General features: G+C 50.6%; 12 protein-coding genes, 3 tRNA genes and 1 pseudogene. 10 read left to right on the top strand and 6 right to left on the bottom strand.

Annotation, left to right across the window (positions count from 1 at the left end):
- Positions 1-57: 57 nt before the first annotated feature.
- Positions 58-1,083: an HTH-type transcriptional repressor PurR gene (purR, locus tag AC07P6_RS14065; protein WP_110273968.1), complete on the top strand. Its 1,026-nt coding sequence runs from the start codon at positions 58-60 to the stop codon at positions 1,081-1,083.
- A gap of 18 nt (positions 1,084-1,101) precedes the next feature.
- On the opposite strand, the gene punR is transcribed toward purR, so the two are convergent.
- The gene (punR, locus tag AC07P6_RS14060) at positions 1,102-2,013 is read right to left on the bottom strand and encodes a DNA-binding transcriptional activator PunR (protein WP_304259591.1); all 912 of its coding nucleotides are present in this window, start codon (positions 2,011-2,013) and stop codon (positions 1,102-1,104) included.
- 121 nt (positions 2,014-2,134) lie between these two features.
- On the opposite strand from punR, the gene punC reads away from it, so the two are divergent.
- Both punC and cfa read left to right on the top strand, forming a co-directional pair.
- On the top strand, positions 2,135-3,319 hold the full coding sequence (gene punC / locus AC07P6_RS14055; protein WP_181486406.1) for a purine nucleoside transporter PunC: 1,185 nt from the start codon (positions 2,135-2,137) through the stop codon (positions 3,317-3,319).
- Between the two features lie 298 nt (positions 3,320-3,617).
- Positions 3,618-4,766, top strand: coding sequence for a cyclopropane fatty acyl phospholipid synthase (gene cfa, locus AC07P6_RS14050; protein ID WP_182239203.1), 1,149 nt, complete (start codon positions 3,618-3,620; stop codon positions 4,764-4,766).
- Between the two features lie 123 nt (positions 4,767-4,889).
- Here cfa and AC07P6_RS14045 read toward each other — a convergent pair whose 3' ends face one another.
- The gene (locus tag AC07P6_RS14045) at positions 4,890-5,525 is read right to left on the bottom strand and encodes a riboflavin synthase subunit alpha (RefSeq protein WP_142513954.1); all 636 of its coding nucleotides are present in this window, start codon (positions 5,523-5,525) and stop codon (positions 4,890-4,892) included.
- Between the two features lie 231 nt (positions 5,526-5,756).
- Between AC07P6_RS14045 and mdtK the strand changes: the two genes are divergently transcribed.
- The 4 genes from mdtK to AC07P6_RS14025 all read left to right on the top strand — a co-directional run bounded on the left by mdtK (position 5,757) and on the right by AC07P6_RS14025 (position 7,773).
- On the top strand, positions 5,757-7,154 hold the full coding sequence (gene mdtK / locus AC07P6_RS14040; protein ID WP_478316706.1) for an MdtK family multidrug efflux MATE transporter: 1,398 nt from the start codon (positions 5,757-5,759) through the stop codon (positions 7,152-7,154).
- 380 nt (positions 7,155-7,534) lie between these two features.
- Positions 7,535-7,611 (top strand) — tRNA-Val (locus AC07P6_RS14035).
- A gap of 4 nt (positions 7,612-7,615) precedes the next feature.
- A tRNA-Val gene (locus AC07P6_RS14030) sits at positions 7,616-7,692 on the top strand.
- A gap of 4 nt (positions 7,693-7,696) precedes the next feature.
- Positions 7,697-7,773, top strand: a tRNA-Val gene (locus AC07P6_RS14025).
- A gap of 159 nt (positions 7,774-7,932) precedes the next feature.
- On the opposite strand, the gene AC07P6_RS14020 is transcribed toward AC07P6_RS14025, so the two are convergent.
- Together AC07P6_RS14020 and AC07P6_RS14015 are read right to left on the bottom strand one after the other, a co-directional pair.
- Complete coding sequence (locus AC07P6_RS14020) at positions 7,933-8,310, bottom strand: RidA family protein (RefSeq protein WP_478316705.1); 378 nt, start codon at positions 8,308-8,310, stop codon at positions 7,933-7,935.
- A gap of 63 nt (positions 8,311-8,373) precedes the next feature.
- Positions 8,374-8,865 (bottom strand): GNAT family N-acetyltransferase, encoded by a 492-nt coding sequence (locus tag AC07P6_RS14015; RefSeq protein ID WP_478316704.1) that lies wholly within the window; start codon positions 8,863-8,865, stop codon positions 8,374-8,376.
- A gap of 190 nt (positions 8,866-9,055) precedes the next feature.
- On the opposite strand from AC07P6_RS14015, the gene AC07P6_RS14010 reads away from it, so the two are divergent.
- The 3 genes from AC07P6_RS14010 to AC07P6_RS14000 are packed head-to-tail and all read left to right on the top strand — an operon-like array spanning position 9,056 to position 12,743.
- Positions 9,056-10,054 carry a LacI family DNA-binding transcriptional regulator gene (locus AC07P6_RS14010; RefSeq protein WP_478316702.1) on the top strand — a complete coding sequence of 333 codons (999 nt, stop codon included), beginning with the start codon at positions 9,056-9,058 and terminating at the stop codon, positions 10,052-10,054.
- A gap of 45 nt (positions 10,055-10,099) precedes the next feature.
- The gene (locus AC07P6_RS14005; protein ID WP_478316700.1) at positions 10,100-11,764 is read left to right on the top strand and encodes an alpha-glucosidase; all 1,665 of its coding nucleotides are present in this window, start codon (positions 10,100-10,102) and stop codon (positions 11,762-11,764) included.
- Between the two features lie 7 nt (positions 11,765-11,771).
- Positions 11,772-12,743: a PTS transporter subunit EIIC gene (locus AC07P6_RS14000; protein ID WP_478316698.1), complete on the top strand. Its 972-nt coding sequence runs from the start codon at positions 11,772-11,774 to the stop codon at positions 12,741-12,743.
- A gap of 209 nt (positions 12,744-12,952) precedes the next feature.
- Here the strand turns inward: AC07P6_RS14000 and AC07P6_RS13995 are convergent, their stop codons facing one another.
- Together AC07P6_RS13995 and AC07P6_RS13990 are read right to left on the bottom strand one after the other, a co-directional pair.
- Complete coding sequence (locus AC07P6_RS13995; protein ID WP_260611054.1) at positions 12,953-13,369, bottom strand: site-specific integrase; 417 nt, start codon at positions 13,367-13,369, stop codon at positions 12,953-12,955.
- Positions 13,370-16,443: 3,074 nt separating this feature from the next.
- Positions 16,444-16,791 (bottom strand): annotated as a pseudogene (locus AC07P6_RS13990) (hypothetical protein); the annotation flags it as partial.
- Positions 16,792-16,840: the final 49 nt, after the last annotated feature.

Genomic DNA, 16,840 nt, shown 5'->3' with positions numbered 1-16,840 from the left:
GCAAACGTTTACGTACCGATTAACGGGCGATCAGGTCAAGGTCTGGAGTGAGAAGTAATGGCAACTATTAAAGATGTAGCGAAGCGCGCAAACGTTTCCACTACAACAGTATCACATGTAATTAACAAAACGCGTTTCGTTGCAGAAGAGACGCGCAACGCTGTGTGGGCTGCGATTAAAGAACTGCACTACTCCCCCAGCGCCGTTGCTCGCAGCCTGAAGGTTAATCACACCAAGTCTATCGGATTGCTGGCGACCAGCAGCGAAGCGGCCTATTTTGCCGAAATTATCGAATCCGTTGAGAAAAGTTGCTTCCAGAAGGGCTATACCCTGATTCTCGGCAACGCATGGAACGATCCGGAGAAACAGCGCGCCTACCTGTCAATGATGGCGCAGAAGCGCGTGGACGGCCTGCTGGTGATGTGTTCTGAGTATCCTGAGTCGGTACTGAGCATGCTGGAAGAATATCGCCATATTCCGATGGTCGTGATGGACTGGGGTGAAGCAAAAGCCGACTTCACCGACTCGGTTATCGATAACGCCTTCGAAGGGGGTTATATCGCCGGGCGCTATCTGGTGGAACGCGGTCATCGCGAAATTGGCGTGATCCCCGGCCCGCTTGAGCGGAACACCGGTGCCGGCCGCCTGGCCGGCTTTATGAAAGCGATGGAAGAAGCGCAGATCAACGTTCCTGAAAACTGGGTCGTGCAAGGTGATTTCGAGCCGGAATCCGGCTACCGCGCGATGCAGCAAATCCTCAGCCAACACCATCGCCCGACGGCGATTTTCTGCGGCGGGGATATCATGGCGATGGGCGCTATTTGTGCAGCAGATGAAATGGGTCTGCGCGTGCCGCAGGATATTTCGCTGATCGGTTATGACAATGTGCGCAACGCCCGCTACTTCAGCCCAGCGCTGACCACCATCCATCAGCCAAAAGATTCTCTGGGCGAAGCGGCCTTCAACATGCTGCTGGACCGCATCGTCAACAAGCGCGAAATATCCCAGTCTATTGAAGTACATCCGCGCCTGGTCGAACGTCGATCCGTGGCCGACGGCCCGTTTGTCGATTATCGCCGTTAATTCTCCTCGCGGCGCCGGCTATTCCGGCGCCCGCAGCCACTCCCTGTTCAGCGTTTCACTGTCGCCAAGGTAATCCAGCAGCCACATCAGCGCCGGTGAAGCATCGCTTTGTTGCCACGTCAGGCAGCAGGCCGCATCAGGGAATGGATTTTCCAGTGCCAGCGCCGTCCATTCTCCGCTATCAATTCGCGGCTGTGCAAAATGCTTTGGCACCATGCCAACACACAACCCTGCGCTGAGGCAGGTCGCGGAAGCGTCCCAGTCCGGCACCACCACCCTCTTCTGATTATCCAGCAGCCACGTCGTGCGTTTCGGTAGCGAGCGTGAAGTATCTTCCCGTACCAGCGACGGCCAGTTGCGCAACACATCGTCGCTTAACGGGCCGTCTATTTTCGCCAACGGATGATCGCTGGCCACCACGCAATCCCAACTCAGCATCCCCATATCGCGAAACGCATAGCGCCCACCGACGGGAATAGAGCGCGTCGCGCCAATAGCTAATTCCACGCGGCCATCAGCTAACGCATCCCAGACGCCGTTGAATACCTCCTGAAAGACAATCAGTTCAACGTCATCAAAATGACGATAGAAATCAACGATCATTTGCCGCATGCGCGCCGGTTTGACGATGTCATCGACGGCAATGGATAGCTGCCCGCGCCAACCGTTGGCTATCTGCTGACACTGCTGGCGAGTGATCTGCATTTTTTTGATAACAGAGCGCCCTTCCTGCAAAAACCAGACCCCGGCCGGGGTTAATTCGACATCGCGGTGACGACGTTCAAAGAGCGGAACCGCCAGCCACTCTTCCAACTGACGCACGGTATAACTCACCGCTGAAGGTACGCGGTGTAGCTCCTGCGCCGCTGCGCTAAAACTGCCGTTACGCGCAACAGCATCAACCACCTCAAGTGAGTATTCTGACCACATATTCTGCCTACAAAATTTTTGAATCCACCTGACAAATATTAGCGTTTCACAAGCCCGAATGCACTCCCTACACTCTGCCGCACCGTACCTGCATCAATAACAAGAGAATTTTATGCAACAATTGCAACAACCTGGGAAAGGATTCTTAGTCTGGCTGGCCGGGCTCAGCGTGCTCGGCTTTCTGGCCACCGATATGTATCTGCCGGCTTTCGCCGCGATCCAACAAGATCTCAACACTTCAGCGGCTTCAGTCAGCGCCAGCCTGAGCTTGTTCCTGGCAGGCTTTGCCATTGGACAGCTTTTTTGGGGGCCGCTCTCTGACCGTTACGGACGCAAGCCGGTACTGCTAAGCGGCCTGGCCATTTTCGCTATCGGCTGTCTGGGGATGCTTTGGGTGCAAGATGCCACGCTGATGCTGGCGCTGCGCTTCATTCAGGCGATTGGCGTTTGCGCCGCCGCCGTGACCTGGCAAGCGATGGTGACCGATTACTACCCAGCCCATCGCACAAACCGTATTTTTGCCGCCATTATGCCGCTGGTGGGCTTGTCTCCAGCATTGGCGCCGCTGCTCGGCAGCTGGCTGCTGGTTCATTTCGAATGGCAGGCTATTTTCGCCGTTCTGTTCGCGATAACCCTGTTGCTCATGCTGCCGGCCTTGCGCCTGAAAGCGGCGAAAAAGACGGTTGTCGGCACCCAGCAGAAGCTGACTTTCCTTGCCCTACTACGCTCGCGCGAATACAGCGGCAACGTGCTGATTTATGCCGCCTGCTCCGCCAGCTTTTTCGCATGGTTGACCGGCTCGCCATTTATTCTTCACGAGATGGGGTACAGCCCGACCGTTATCGGCCTGAGCTACGTTCCGCAAACTATCGCGTTTCTGGTTGGTGGTTACGGCTGCCGTGCGGCTTTACAAAAATGGTCAGGGCAGCAGATCCTGCCGTGGCTGCTGGTGATTTTCTCCATCAGCGTTGCCGCTACCTGGCTGGTAGGTTTGCAGGCTAACGCCACGCTTGTCGGATTAATGATTCCGTTCTGTGCAATGGCGGTGGTAAATGGCGGTATTTATCCTATCGTCGTTGCTCAGGCGCTGAAGCCGTTCCCGCAGGCGACCGGTCGCGCCGCAGCTTTGCAAAATACCTTACAGTTGGGTCTTTGCTTTATCGCCAGCTTGCTGGTTTCTACGCTGATAGCGACACCGCTGCAAACCACCACCAGCGTGATGCTTATCTCCATTGTGCTGGCCGGTATCGGTTACCGTATGCAGTACAAGGCCACCGCGTTGGCAACAGAATCGTCACATGCTTAAGGTAATCTTCAGATAGTGTTAAGGTCCAGTAATTAGCTTGCTAACATATTTTTATTGAAAGCCTGTTTTTAGCGGCCTATACTGGATCCGGCATCACATAAATAGAAAGATTAATTGATTTAACGGGAGCAGGATGCGTCCCGTTTCTCCATGGAAGGCCTTTCGGCAAGGGTTATCTCCCTTCCTCTGTTCTACGTCGGATAGCAGCCTCACGGATTGTCCGTGAGATTTCTCACAAAGCCAGAAAAGCGTCTACGCTGTTTTAAGGTTCTGATCACTTGGGCGTGATGGAGAAGCTATGAGTTCATCGTGTATAGAAGAAGTAAGCGTACCAAATGATGATTGGTACCGGATTGTCGCTGAGTTATTAGGCCGTGCGGGCATCGAAATTAATGGTCCAGCCCCCTCCGATCTGCGGATTAAAAATCCTCTCTTTTTTAAGCGCGTTTTACAAGAAGGGTCGCTGGGATTGGGAGAGAGCTATATGGACGGCTGGTGGGATTGTGAGCGGCTGGATTTATTTTTCCACAAGGTCTTACGCGCCGGACTGGAAAATCAGCTTCCCCACCATTTTAAAGATACCCTCCGCATCGCGGGCGCTCGCTTATTCAATCTGCAAAGTAAAAAAAGGTCCTGGATAGTCGGCAAAGAACATTACGACTTAGGTAACGATCTTTTCAGCCGCATGCTCGACCCTTTTATGCAATATTCCTGCGGATACTGGAAAGATGCGCAGAATCTGGAAGATGCACAGCAGGCAAAATTAGATCTGATCTGTCAAAAGCTGCAGCTTGAACCCGGAATGCGGGTGCTGGATATTGGCTGCGGCTGGGGTGGTCTGGCTTACTATATGGCTAAAAACTACCAGGTCAGCGTTGTTGGTGTCACTATTTCAGCCGAACAGCAAAAGATGGCCCAGCAGCGTTGTGAAGGGCTGGACGTAACAATTCTGCTTCAGGACTATCGCGATTTGCATGATAGTTTTGACCGCATTGTTTCCGTTGGTATGTTTGAACACGTCGGGCCTAAAAATTACGACACCTATTTTGACGTGGTGGATCGTAATTTAAAAGCTGACGGTCGTTTCCTGCTGCACACAATCGGCTCGAAAAAAACCGACCATAGCGTCGACCCGTGGATTAATAAATATATCTTCCCCAACGGTTGTCTGCCGTCGGTACGCCACATCGCACAGGCCAGTGAAACGCATTTCGTGATGGAAGATTGGCATAATTTCGGTGCCGATTATGACACCACGCTAATGGCATGGTATGAGCGTTTCCTCAATAGCTGGCCGGAAATCGCTGACAACTATTCGGAAAGATTCAAACGTATGTTTAGCTATTACCTGAATGCCTGTGCTGGTGCTTTTCGCGCCCGCGATATTCAGCTCTGGCAGGTGGTTTTTTCTCGCGGTGTCGAGCACGGCCTGCGCGTGGCTCGCTAATCGCTGTCCCTCCTGCGCCGCTGGCGCAGGGATTTCTTTTTTTACTCACCGCGACGGCAGTAAAAATTTGATTTCAATGATCTAAAACGACAGCCGGCCACGTCAACCGGGCTGTCGAATAAATTACTCCGCCGCCGCTTTCAGCGCGGCGTCTTTTGCTGCCAACACGCGCTCAACGGTATCAATGACCGCCTGAGTCTGCGGATCAATCTCAATATTGACCCGATCGCCCAGTTTTTTCGCGCCAAGCGTTGTACGTTGCAGCGTCTCGGGAATCAAATGCACGCAAAAACGTGTTGGCGTTACTTCACCCACGGTGAGGCTAATCCCATCAACACCGATATATCCTTTATAGAGGATATATTTCATCAGCGTTGGGTCCTGGACCTTAAACCAAATCTGGCGATTATTTTCCGATGTTAGAATTTTCACCACTTCCGCAGTAGTCATAATATGACCGGACATCAGGTGACCGCCAATTTCATCGCTGAATTTTGCCGCCCGCTCAACGTTCACACAATCGCCTTCACGGATCGCGCCCAGGTTGGTTATACGCAGCGTCTCTTTCATCAGGTCAAAACTCACCCGCGGGCCGTTAATTTCGGTGACGGTCAAACAACAGCCATTGTGCGCCACAGACGCCCCGGTTTCGAGCCCCGCAAGCATATGCTCAGGCAACTCCACCACATGGGTACGAAAATTGGGTTTTTCGTCTATGGACACCACTTTCGCGGTCCCCTGCACAATACCGGTAAACATATTTTGCTCCTGTATAAATTCGTGACGGTATCATTACCGTTTTAGGCTATGCGGAACAATAACAGGTGGCAAAACAGGTTGCCAGCGCACAACGTGCACTGGGATTTTTTCACTGGCTAAATGGCTAATCCTCGCTACAATAGTCTGGCAAATCCCTCTGCTTTTTTCTTCTTGCTGCCATATTGGGCGGCTTTTTTAGTCTTAAAATAACAACAAGATAAAGGTGTTCAGGTGCAGAAGTACTTTATTGAAGCGCGTCAGTTATTAGCACTGGCTATACCCGTTATTCTGGCTCAGGTTGCCCAGACCTCTATGGGCTTCGTCGATACCGTTATGGCAGGCGGCTATAGCGCCACCGATATGGCGGCGGTCGCCATTGGTACCTCGATTTGGTTACCGGCGATCCTCTTCGGCCACGGTCTGCTGCTGGCCCTGACTCCGGTCATTGCCCAATTGAATGGTTCTGGTCGTCGCGACCGCATTGCCCATCAGGTACGCCAGGGATTCTGGCTGGCGGGCTTCGTCTCTGTTCTGGTGATGGTTGTACTGTGGAACGCCGGTTACATCATTAGTTCGATGCATAACATCGATCCGGCGCTGGCAGATAAAGCCGTTGGCTATCTGCGCGCGCTGCTGTGGGGTACACCGGGCTATCTCTTCTTCCAGGTCGCACGTAACCAGTGCGAAGGCCTGGCAAAAACCAAACCTGGAATGGTCATGGGGTTTATCGGCCTGCTGGTCAACATTCCGGTTAACTACATCTTTATCTACGGTCACTTCGGGATGCCGGAGCTTGGCGGCGTTGGCTGCGGCGTCGCAACAGCTTCGGTTTACTGGGTGATGTTTTTCAGCATGATCTCCTGGGTTCGCCGGGCACGCTCAATGCGTGATATTCGCAGCCCAGAGCCGTTCAGCAAACCAGATTTCGAAGTCATCAAGCGACTGGTACAACTGGGTCTGCCGATTGCGCTGGCGCTGTTTTTTGAAGTGACCCTGTTCGCCGTCGTCGCGCTGCTGGTATCCCCTCTGGGCATTGTCGACGTGGCCGGACACCAGATAGCCCTTAACTTCAGCTCGCTGATGTTCGTTCTGCCTCTGTCTCTCGCGGCGGCAGTGACCATTCGCGTAGGCTTCCGCCTTGGTCAGGGCTCAACCCTGGAAGCGCAAACGTCAGCCAGAACCGGCGTTGGCGTCGGGGTGTGCATGGCGGTCATCACGGCAGTTTTTACTGTCCTGATGCGTAAGCAAATCGCGCTGTTGTATAACGACAACCCTGAGGTCATCACGCTGGCTTCCCAGTTGATGTTATTAGCCGCGATCTACCAGATTTCCGACTCGATTCAGGTCATCGGCAGCGGGATCCTGCGTGGCTATAAAGACACGCGTTCCATCTTCTTTATCACTTTTACCGCCTACTGGGTGCTGGGACTGCCAAGCGGCTATCTGCTGGCATTAACCGATATTGTGGTTCCGCGAATGGGCCCTGCAGGCTTCTGGTGCGGATTTATTATCGGTTTAACCTCTGCGGCCATCATGATGATGCTGCGTATGCGCTTTTTGCAACGTCAGCCTTCCAGCGTGATTTTGCAGCGCGCAGCGCGCAGCGCGCTAATCCGATCTATACCCTAAATAATTCGAGTTGCTTAAAGGCGGCAAGGGAGTGAGTCCCCAGGAGCATAGATAACTATGTGACTGGGGCGAGCGACAAATCTGCCGGGAGCAGATTTGAACGTCGCTTGCGACGGCCCGTAAGGGCGAGGCCCATGGATGGGCCGAGTAATCCGTAGCCAACACATAAGCAGCTTGAAGTATGACGGGTATATGACAACGGCGCTGATTGAGCACCATTGTCCGTAATCGACGAAGAAATCTTCTTTTGCATCAGTAAAATATAAGCAACATGGATAAAACTTCTGCGATCGCGTGAAATCTGGAAGAAAAGTGACGTTTGCCTCTTGCCACAACCCCTCCCTGTCGCTAATATGCGTCCCCGTTGCCACTGCAACATTGCGTTCATAGCTCAGTTGGTTAGAGCACCACCTTGACATGGTGGGGGTCGTTGGTTCGAGTCCAATTGAACGCACCATAATGCGTTTATAGCTCAGTTGGTTAGAGCACCACCTTGACATGGTGGGGGTCGTTGGTTCGAGTCCAATTAAACGCACCATAATGCGTCTGTAGCTCAGTTGGTTAGAGCACCACCTTGACATGGTGGGGGTCGATGGTTCGAGTCCATTCAGACGCACCATTTTATTTTCCGGTTGTTCCCTCTCTTCTTCATCCCGATTTTACTTCAGTATTCTCATCATCGTGCCTGACAAAACCGATTGATTCGTCAGTTTGCCTCTACATTCGGCAAAAGCCTATCAAGCCAAACGGCTATTGCCGTCCGGCGATAAGCAATAAGTCAGAGGCCGAATACAGTCTCAATTTCTATCTTGAGATCGGGTGAAAAAAGGCGGCTAACTTCAACCAGAGAACTGGCAGGCAAGTTGGCGCCGTAATGTCGGTAGAGCACTTCACGCAACTCGTCGATCTCTTCAAAAGAAGTAATGAATATGGTCACCTTAATCAGGGCTGAAAAATCCGTGCCTTCGGCGCTGGCGATGTTTCCGATCTGGCTGAAGATCTCTTCAGCCTGTCCGGCAATGCCTGAACGCTGCGCAACCGTGCCAAACGCGGTCAGCCCTGAAATATAGAGCGTGTTACCATGCCTTACTGAGTGGACATAGGGAGCCTTAACCTCACCCAATTGCGGATAATTCTTCCGTTCTACCATACCCATACTGACATCCTTATTGAGGGGAACCAGCCCCCCTGTTGCGGCTTAACGTCTGTGTAGTTTCTTTTACAGCTCCATCATCATCTCATGCCAGGCCATGCCGCCATGATCGGACTCAGAAGGTTTGATATAGCGGTAGCCAAAATGCGCGTAAAGATCGACATGCCGGTCTTTGCACATTAAATGGATAGTTTGCTTGTTCATGGCTTTCATGCGAGAGACAAATTCGCGCATCATGAGCGATGAATAGCCTTGCCCCTGAAAATCTGGATCTAACACCACCGACATAATGACCACATTTGGTGCCGCGGGGTCGTGCCCAATAAGCTCTTTGAACTCTTCATCCGACATCACCACGTCCCAGGCGCAGCCCGCATTGATAAATCCAATCACTTCGCCGTCCAGTTCCATGCACATAAAACCTTCCGGGTAACGATTAATACGGGTGGCGATTTTTTCCCGGGTCGCGGCCTCATCGCCTTCATAGGCGATGATTTCTATCGTATAGCAGCGATCAACATCGGCGGGCGTCGCCTGGCGAAAGATGGGTGTAGACATCGTTTTTCCTTTTCATCATCCATTTTGTGACCCACATAATACACCTTTTAAGTCGCCCTCACGCACGCGGGTAAGCTTCTTGCACCCTGCAATTTTATTGTGAATCAGATCATATTTTCTAAAAATACGGTTGACTTAGATGACGTCCAAAAATATTTTACACCCATGTGATATCGATTTCATAAAAACCATGGCAACCATAAAAGACGTAGCGGAAAAAGCAGGCTTATCAGTAACGACGGTTTCTCGTTTCCTGAACAATCATCCTTATATCTCTGAAGATAAAAAGGAAAAAATCCTCGCGGCGATGAAGGCGTTGGATTATGAGCCGAGCACCGTCGCACAGCAGATGCGCGGCGTGAAAACCCACCGGATTGGCATACTGATCTCACGGATAACCAACCCCTATTTTGCCAGCCTGGTCGATGCCCTTGAGGTGGCCGCACGCAAGCATGGCTATTCAGTACTGATCGTGCAAAACCATGACAGCGCAGGGGAAGAGGAAAGCTGTCTCGATCTGCTGAAGAAAAAGATTATTGATGGTCTTATTTTATGTGCCGTTGAGAACGATAAAAACGTCATCGAGCAATATCAGAAATATGGCCCTATTCTGCTGTGCAACACCAGCATTGATGACACCAGCCTGCCGGTTGTTAAGGTGGATGATGAACTGGCAACCTACAATGCGGTCAGTTGGCTGCTCAACAAAGGTTATCAAAAAATCGCCTACTCTACGGGCGGGAGCTTTGAGCAAAAAGGGCACGGTAGCAGACGAAACCGTGGCTTTATTACCGCTATGCAAAGCGCACATCAGCTAATTCACGATCATCTTATTTTCCGCCATCTTCATACTTACCGCGACGGGCGGCACCTGGCTGAGCAAATCCTGAAAATGGATAAAAGCGAGCGCCCTGATGCTATTTTTACCGGTAGCGATGAAGTTGCCTGCGGATTGATTTCCGCGCTTTCAGCCAAAGGGGTCAGCATTCCCGGTGAACTGGCGGTTATGGGCTTTGATAATTTACCCATTGCCGAGATGATCCCTATTCCGCTAACCACTATCAGCCAGCCCATTGAACAGCTAGGCCGAATTTCCGTAGAACGCCTGCTGGCGATGATTAACCACGCTCAATATCGCTATGACGAAGAAGATTTGCAGTCTGAATTAATCATCAGGGCATCCGCTTAATTTTTTTATCGCAATATGGTATCGATTTCATACCAAGGAGAAGCTATGAACCAGCCGCAACAGACCGCATGGTGGAAAGAATCCGTCATTTATCAGGTTTACCCAAAAAGTTTTTATGACAGTAATAACGACGGTATCGGCGATATCAAAGGTATTATTGCCAAACTGCCTTATCTCAAGAAATTAGGTATTACCATGATTTGGGTCTCGCCCTTTTATCAGTCACCGATGGCGGACAATGGTTATGATATTGCCGACTACTATGCGGTGAACCCTGATTTGGGCCAAATGCAGGATGTTGACGACCTGATCAAGCAGGCGTCAGAAATGGGAATACAGGTAATGATCGACCTGGTGGTCAACCACACCAGCGACGAACATCCCTGGTTCCAGGCGGCCCTTGCTGACCCTCAATCAAAATATCGTGATTACTACATTTTCAAACCCGCCGTTGCGGGGGGCGCGCCGAATAACTGGCGCTCCATCTTCGGCGGCAGCGCATGGGAAAAAGTTGCGGGCGAAGAGACCTGGTATCTTCACGTTTTCCATAAAAAACAGCCGGACCTGAACTGGGAAAATCCTCAACTGCGTGAGGAAATCTACTCCATGGTCAACTGGTGGCTGGATAAAGGCATTGCCGGGTTTCGTATTGACGCAATTACGTTTATTAAAAAAGATCAGGACTACGGTTCTTTGCCTGCCGATGGCGTTGATGGCCTGGCATCCATCAAAAGTAAATCACGTAATCGACCGGGGATTGAGCAATTTCTCAATGAGCTGAAAGAAAAAACGTTCAACCGCCACCGCTGCGTAACCGTGGGCGAAGCGCCGGGCGTCCCTCTGGATGAGTACGACAGCTATATTGGCCCCAATGGCTACTTCAATATGATCTTTGATTTCCACGCTGCGGATATCGATGTCGAAAACGGTTCAGAGTGGTTTAAACAGCGCGACTGGCGTATTGGCGAATTCAGAGAAGCGCTGTTTGCCAGCCAGCGGGCATTTTGCCAGACCGGCTGGGGAACGACGTTTATTGAAAACCATGACCAGCCGCGCGCGCTGTCAAAACTCATCCGCGACGTTGAGTATCAAAACGCGATCGGCGCCAAGGCGCTGGCCGGTATGTATTTTTTCATGCAGGGAACGCCGTTTATTTACCAGGGCCAGGAGCTGGGGATGAAAAACTTCCAGCGCACGAGCATTGATGAATTTGATGATATTTCAAGCCTGGATAACTACCATCGCTCTTTGGCGGAAGGTTTTACCTGCGAACAGGCTTTAGGCTTTATCAACCAGCGCTCAAGGGATAACTCACGAACCCCCTTCCCGTGGTCCGATGGCGTTAACGCTGGCTTTAACCTGGGCGCGAAGCCCTGGCTGCCTTTCTCCGCACCTGACTTTAGCGTCAATGCGCAAAGCCAGGCTGCTGATGAACATTCCGTTTTCTCTTTTTATCAAAAGATGATCGACTTAAGAAATAAGCGCTACCCGCAAGCACTTATCTACGGTTCATTCGCGCCGATAGAGAACGTAGACGACCGCATCGTGGCCTATGAACGGAAAACAGACACCCAACGCTTTGTCTCTATCACTAATTTAAGTGCCCAACAACTGCCTTTTACGTTTCCGGCGGGCGAAGTGCTCCTCAATAATTACGCCGATATTGGCGCAACCCTGCAACCCTATCAGACCATTCTCGTGAAGGAATGAGTTAAAGATGAACAAATATAAAAATATTGCCATCGAAATTGTTAATACCATTGGCAAGGAGAACATTGCCTCCGCGACGCACTGCGCCACTCGCTTACGTTTGCAGGTGAAAGATCGGCAAAAAATTGATGATGAAAGAATCCGCAACATCAGCGAAGTGAAAGGCGTTTTTTATAATTCGGGTCAGTATCAGATAATCCTTGGTACCGGCATTGTGAATAAAGTCTACCAGGAGTTCGTTAACGAATATCAGGTCGCCGAAGTCAGCAAAGATGAGATGACGAAGCAAAGCACGGGACGCTTACAGCGAGGGATACGCAATTTATCCGACGTCTTTGTGCCGATAGTACCGGTACTCGGGGCAACCGGTCTGTTCCTCGGCCTGAAGGGCGTTATCTTTAATGACACGGTGCAGGCCTGGTTTGGCGGCAGCGTCGCGGATATTCCCGTGGCCCTGCAAACGCTGACCACGGTACTTTGCGATACCGCCTTTGCCTTTCTTGCGGCATTTATCTGCTGGTCGGCGTTTAAGAAGTTTGGCGGAACGCCGATTATCGGCTTTTTGATCGGCCTGATGCTGGTCTCCCCCGCACTACCAAACGCCTACGACGTAGCGTATGGCAACAGCAGCCCTATTTATGTTTTTGGCTTTATTCCGCTGGTGGGTTATCAGGGGTCGATTCTGACCGCGCTCATCACCGGCATTATCGGCGCGAAACTGGAAATATTTTTCCGCCGGGTGATGCCTAATTCTATGGATCTTATTTTTACGCCATTTATTGTCATTCTGATCGCGGTCGCTATCGCCTTATTAATTCTAGGGCCGCTGGTACATGGTTTTGAACATTATGCGGTAATGGCCATCCAGCAATTTTTGACATTACCGGCGGGTATTGGCGGATTGTTAATTGGTTTTATCTATCCGATTGCGGTGATGACCGGGATGCATCATATGTTCATTATGAAGTTAGATAACTAAAAATCGACAAATATCGTCCAGGAGCGCCGTTTTTAGCGGTTGGACAGAACAATCGATTGTCGTTGTTTGCGAACTTTGGCGAACTTTGCCAATTCAAAATGCCCCATCCATGCCCCATTGATGTCCCAAGCCTGAATATTGGAATCGCGGGGGAGAAAAACCACCAAAGAATTGCGCAGACCTCCCTCACTAACGGATCCAGGGAGTTGCTAGTCAGACACATTTCTTGCACTGCTACTGCTTGCAGTGACTGCGGGTAGTGATTTAGACGCATGCCTCAACGCAGTATTGAAAGCAATGAGTGTTACTGGCCGACATTCGTTCTTCACACGATTTGAATGGCTCTGGAACACAAAAATATCCTCTGGATGCCTTTCCCGTCGCCGGGCTAGCATCGCCATCACCGTAGGTGGAATTTCAACGCGCAGCGCTTTCAGCCTCCCCCTCTCTCGTATCAGTATCGAATTGCCATCAATATCATCGTGCTGGATCGTCAGCAGTCTTCCAGCGCTCATACCCGTGTAATAAATCAATGCCCACAAATCAGCCCAGGTATCTGAGACTTTGGCAAGGTGACTATTAATTATCAAAAATTGCGCGAACGTTAACGTTTCCTTGCTGCTCACATTCAACCACTCTTTGCTCTATCCTTCGTTGAGTTATTATCTCAGATGTTAATTTCAGGAAACAATAGTTAAAGTAAGGTTACTCTCACCATGTTATCAAACAGGGCTATCATCCTGCCTCATATCGTTGAATGAGGTACGGCTATCAATTTTCGCGATAGCCGCAACCAACTGATTTAACTGCGAGCGTCAAACCAGAACTTCAGCATGCAATCAGCAAGAACGGTTGCATTGAATGACACTTCATATCGCGCATCCCCGGATGCCGTATTGCCGTCAAAATCGTACATTCGTTTAGTCATACCAACGATTGCGGTGTGCTGTGCTTCAACCTGATCCCACAAAGCCTCGGCGGCACATATACCTGATGCGGTGCCGGACCTAATGAGTGGATACATCGCAAATGTGTACGTATTGAACGACCCACGCCGACTCTCTGATATGCAGTAAAAAACGTCCTCAAATCCACCAAACCCGGTCTGAGCCTGTAACAGATAGGTGACCATATCAACCCCTGGCGTCACGCCAATAACATCACAAGCGGCCAGATAGTTATTAGCAACATATGCCTGATAGTGCAGCCAGTTTGCCTGTACCAGCCAGTCTGACGGTTTTGATGCACTGTATGCCTCATCACTGAGAACGCCAGGGACATAATTGAACAGAGGGCCGGTCAGCAGTGAGTTCAGACCATTGAGCGCGGTCTGATATGCTCCCGTCGTGTCAGTACCCATATAGATAGCAAGCGCAAGGATGCGCATGGCCACTGCATTGGAGTTTGAGTTTCCGACACCATTTTGAGATCCGTTTAATGGACATCCTCCGCTTGTATTGAAACGGGTAACAATGCCGTCAGCATAACTTGCAATCGAGACTTTCAGAGCAGAAACAATCGCCGCGTTACTCTCACGCGACGCGGCCTTGTAGAGCCACTCGTATACCGGAACAACCAGGCGAGAAGAGAACTGGAGAACCAGTTTCCCGGTCAGATATCCATCTCCCATGGCGTCAAACCCACCAAACGAGTTGTCACAGCGGAATTTAAAGCGCGTATATATATCATCAAGGCTACCCATGCCCTTCGTCAGATACTGATAAATATCCCATGTGTAGGACTGGTAATATTTTGTCTTACTGGTTCCCCCGGAATATGAAGTTGCAGCAGCACTGTTAAACCACTCCATGCTACCCGTGCAAAAATCATCAAACCGACGGAATAACCGCTCACGAACAGAGGATGGCCAGCACGGATGGCCAAAACGACCGACCGGGCGGTTGTAAAGCGCCGCCAGTGTGTCTTTAGATGCACCGGTATCTGACTCAAAATCAATAAATCCCTCTCCTGTCCAGCAATAATCTTTATCAACAGGCCAGTTGAGCAGGGAATAGTCTGTCAGTGAGGTAATTTTCCACCCCCCCATAATACGGGTGGATGCAGTGGTAGGATTGCCCGCGTAAAAATATCCCGGGCGTGTCGGTCCGTATGCCGTGCCGTCACGATGAACGTCGCCATGCGAGCGCTGCAGTGTCATGGTGATTGTATGCCCGGTATCTGCGTCGGCAATGTGACCTGAATAATAACGCTCTTCATCAACCGCCAGTTTAGTTCCCGGCATTATCATGCGGTGACTCACGCCACACAATGCATTAACGGGAATGTCCTGCGCGGCGTGGTGCATGAACCGTATATAAATTCTCCCGTTTTTAAATATACGGTAACGAGTTGTGTGTCGCACTGAATACGCCGCCATGGATGTATATGAGGCGTTGTAACAAATTTGCTCAATCTCGATAAATACAGGACCGCGACTGACAATGCGCTGCGTGTATTGAATATTCGATAACTTGTCGGTTATAGCACCAGTATCAATACCGGACGTCCAGGACTGAACCTGAACTGCGAACGCTTTTCCTTGCGGCGTTGTGACTGAACCCAGGCCACCGAATGATGTAAAGTCGTACGTGTATCCACCGAATGAAACAGAAATCCCGGCAGACTTGGGAGTTACTGTCGGCATTGCTGCACCGGAAACTGCCGGACCAGAAAATGCCTTCAGCTCGTAAAACTTTTGCTGTCCTGCGCTCAGCGTGTCATTGAAAAATACCGATCCGGACGAAACTGAGCCGTCAGTATAATAGCCCTGATCTGCACGAGTCCTCGGGTTTGGGTACCACTCAGGGCTGAATTGCGCAGGAATAAGGCCGCCGTTAGAATCAGTGAGAAGCAACACGGTATTCTGGTGCACCTCCCCCTGTCCAAAATTAACCTTAATCTCCACGGGGAAGTTATTCAGCGCATATGATGCATTTATTACATCGGCAGCCCGGTACTCAAGCCTGTTAACTTGCGCCAGAGGCTTATCGCTTCGGCTCAGGATTGTTAACCTGGCCACCATGGCTTCGGAGCCTGCCAGTGGCGCTACAGAGATTAACCCGGGCTTAACCCAGCGCGAATAATACCCCTCAACTCCATGAATCGCGGAATACACTCCCGTGTATCCAAGAAACAGAGAATTTTTGCCGATAATGCGCACAAACGCTTCAACATCAGAAGGGCTGGTGTAGTCATACCCGGCAGCGATAATATCTGCGGTTTTCAGGACCAGTTGAAAAACATTCAGTACCGCCGTTGACGCAATAGCATAATCAGTTGCCGTAGTGATTTCATTTACACTCATCGGAGAAAATTTACCCGACAAGTCATAATATCCATGAACAGAATCAGCTACCGGTGCCTGAGTTAGAATGTGAGCGGGAACTGTAAATTGAATGCGAACAGTAGTCGCGTTGGCGTCAGCAACGCGCCATTGCTCACATGATTCGATGCGAAACGGTGTAAATGGGGCATATAACTTGCCATCAATATATCGCGATCCGGCGCGTGGCAAATAAATAACAGTTTGCAAAACTCCATCAACGTAAACGCCTGCTCGCCCCGCTGCCGTAGTTGAGTTATTGCTAGAAAAGTTGGTAACCTGCACCCCAACTGATGTCGCAGAGGTGAACGGTGTAAATTCATGGATATGCCCGCGCCATAAATAATTGGCGTCAAAGTTAGCCATGCGAAAATCTGTTTCATTAAACTCAGGTGATGTCGCCAACTTTTTAACCACCTCAACAGAATATTGAGACGGCATTACTCTGCCAGTAGCCGCAAGCGTACCTCCATTATTGATAACTTCAATAGCCAGTGCGCTGTCATCAGGGCTGCGGTAATAAGTGGTTGACCCATCCGGGATGTTAGCAATGTCAACCTGCGCCGCCTCAAGTGTCATGTACTGACGACTCAAAGGGAGCAGGTTCTGGCGAGTTTCCTCAACGACCTTATCCCCTTCTGCTTTGATTCCGTCGACGGTGTAATGCTCACCACCGAGGCGATCCGTGTAGGTTAAATCAGTGCTGGTAACAACTTTATCCAGCATTCCACCCGCATAAACGTGGTCACGAATATCATCACTCGGTACCGTCTTT

The sequence above is a fragment of the Klebsiella sp. GFKo11 genome (assembly GCF_056490265.1).
This window is presented reverse-complemented; position numbering and strand designations above follow the sequence as displayed.

Coding starts and splice junctions, on each gene's coding strand:
- AC07P6_RS14045 (WP_142513954.1), bottom strand. CDS start 5,525: ATGTTTACCGGTATTGTGCAGGGGACCGCGAAAGTGGTGTCCATAGAC.
- AC07P6_RS14000 (WP_478316698.1), top strand. CDS start 11,772: ATGAACAAATATAAAAATATTGCCATCGAAATTGTTAATACCATTGGC.
- punR (WP_304259591.1), bottom strand. CDS start 2,013: ATGTGGTCAGAATACTCACTTGAGGTGGTTGATGCTGTTGCGCGTAAC.
- AC07P6_RS14015 (WP_478316704.1), bottom strand. CDS start 8,865: ATGTCTACACCCATCTTTCGCCAGGCGACGCCCGCCGATGTTGATCGC.
- AC07P6_RS14010 (WP_478316702.1), top strand. CDS start 9,056: ATGGCAACCATAAAAGACGTAGCGGAAAAAGCAGGCTTATCAGTAACG.
- cfa (WP_182239203.1), top strand. CDS start 3,618: ATGAGTTCATCGTGTATAGAAGAAGTAAGCGTACCAAATGATGATTGG.
- AC07P6_RS14005 (WP_478316700.1), top strand. CDS start 10,100: ATGAACCAGCCGCAACAGACCGCATGGTGGAAAGAATCCGTCATTTAT.
- AC07P6_RS14020 (WP_478316705.1), bottom strand. CDS start 8,310: ATGGGTATGGTAGAACGGAAGAATTATCCGCAATTGGGTGAGGTTAAG.
- purR (WP_110273968.1), top strand. CDS start 58: ATGGCAACTATTAAAGATGTAGCGAAGCGCGCAAACGTTTCCACTACA.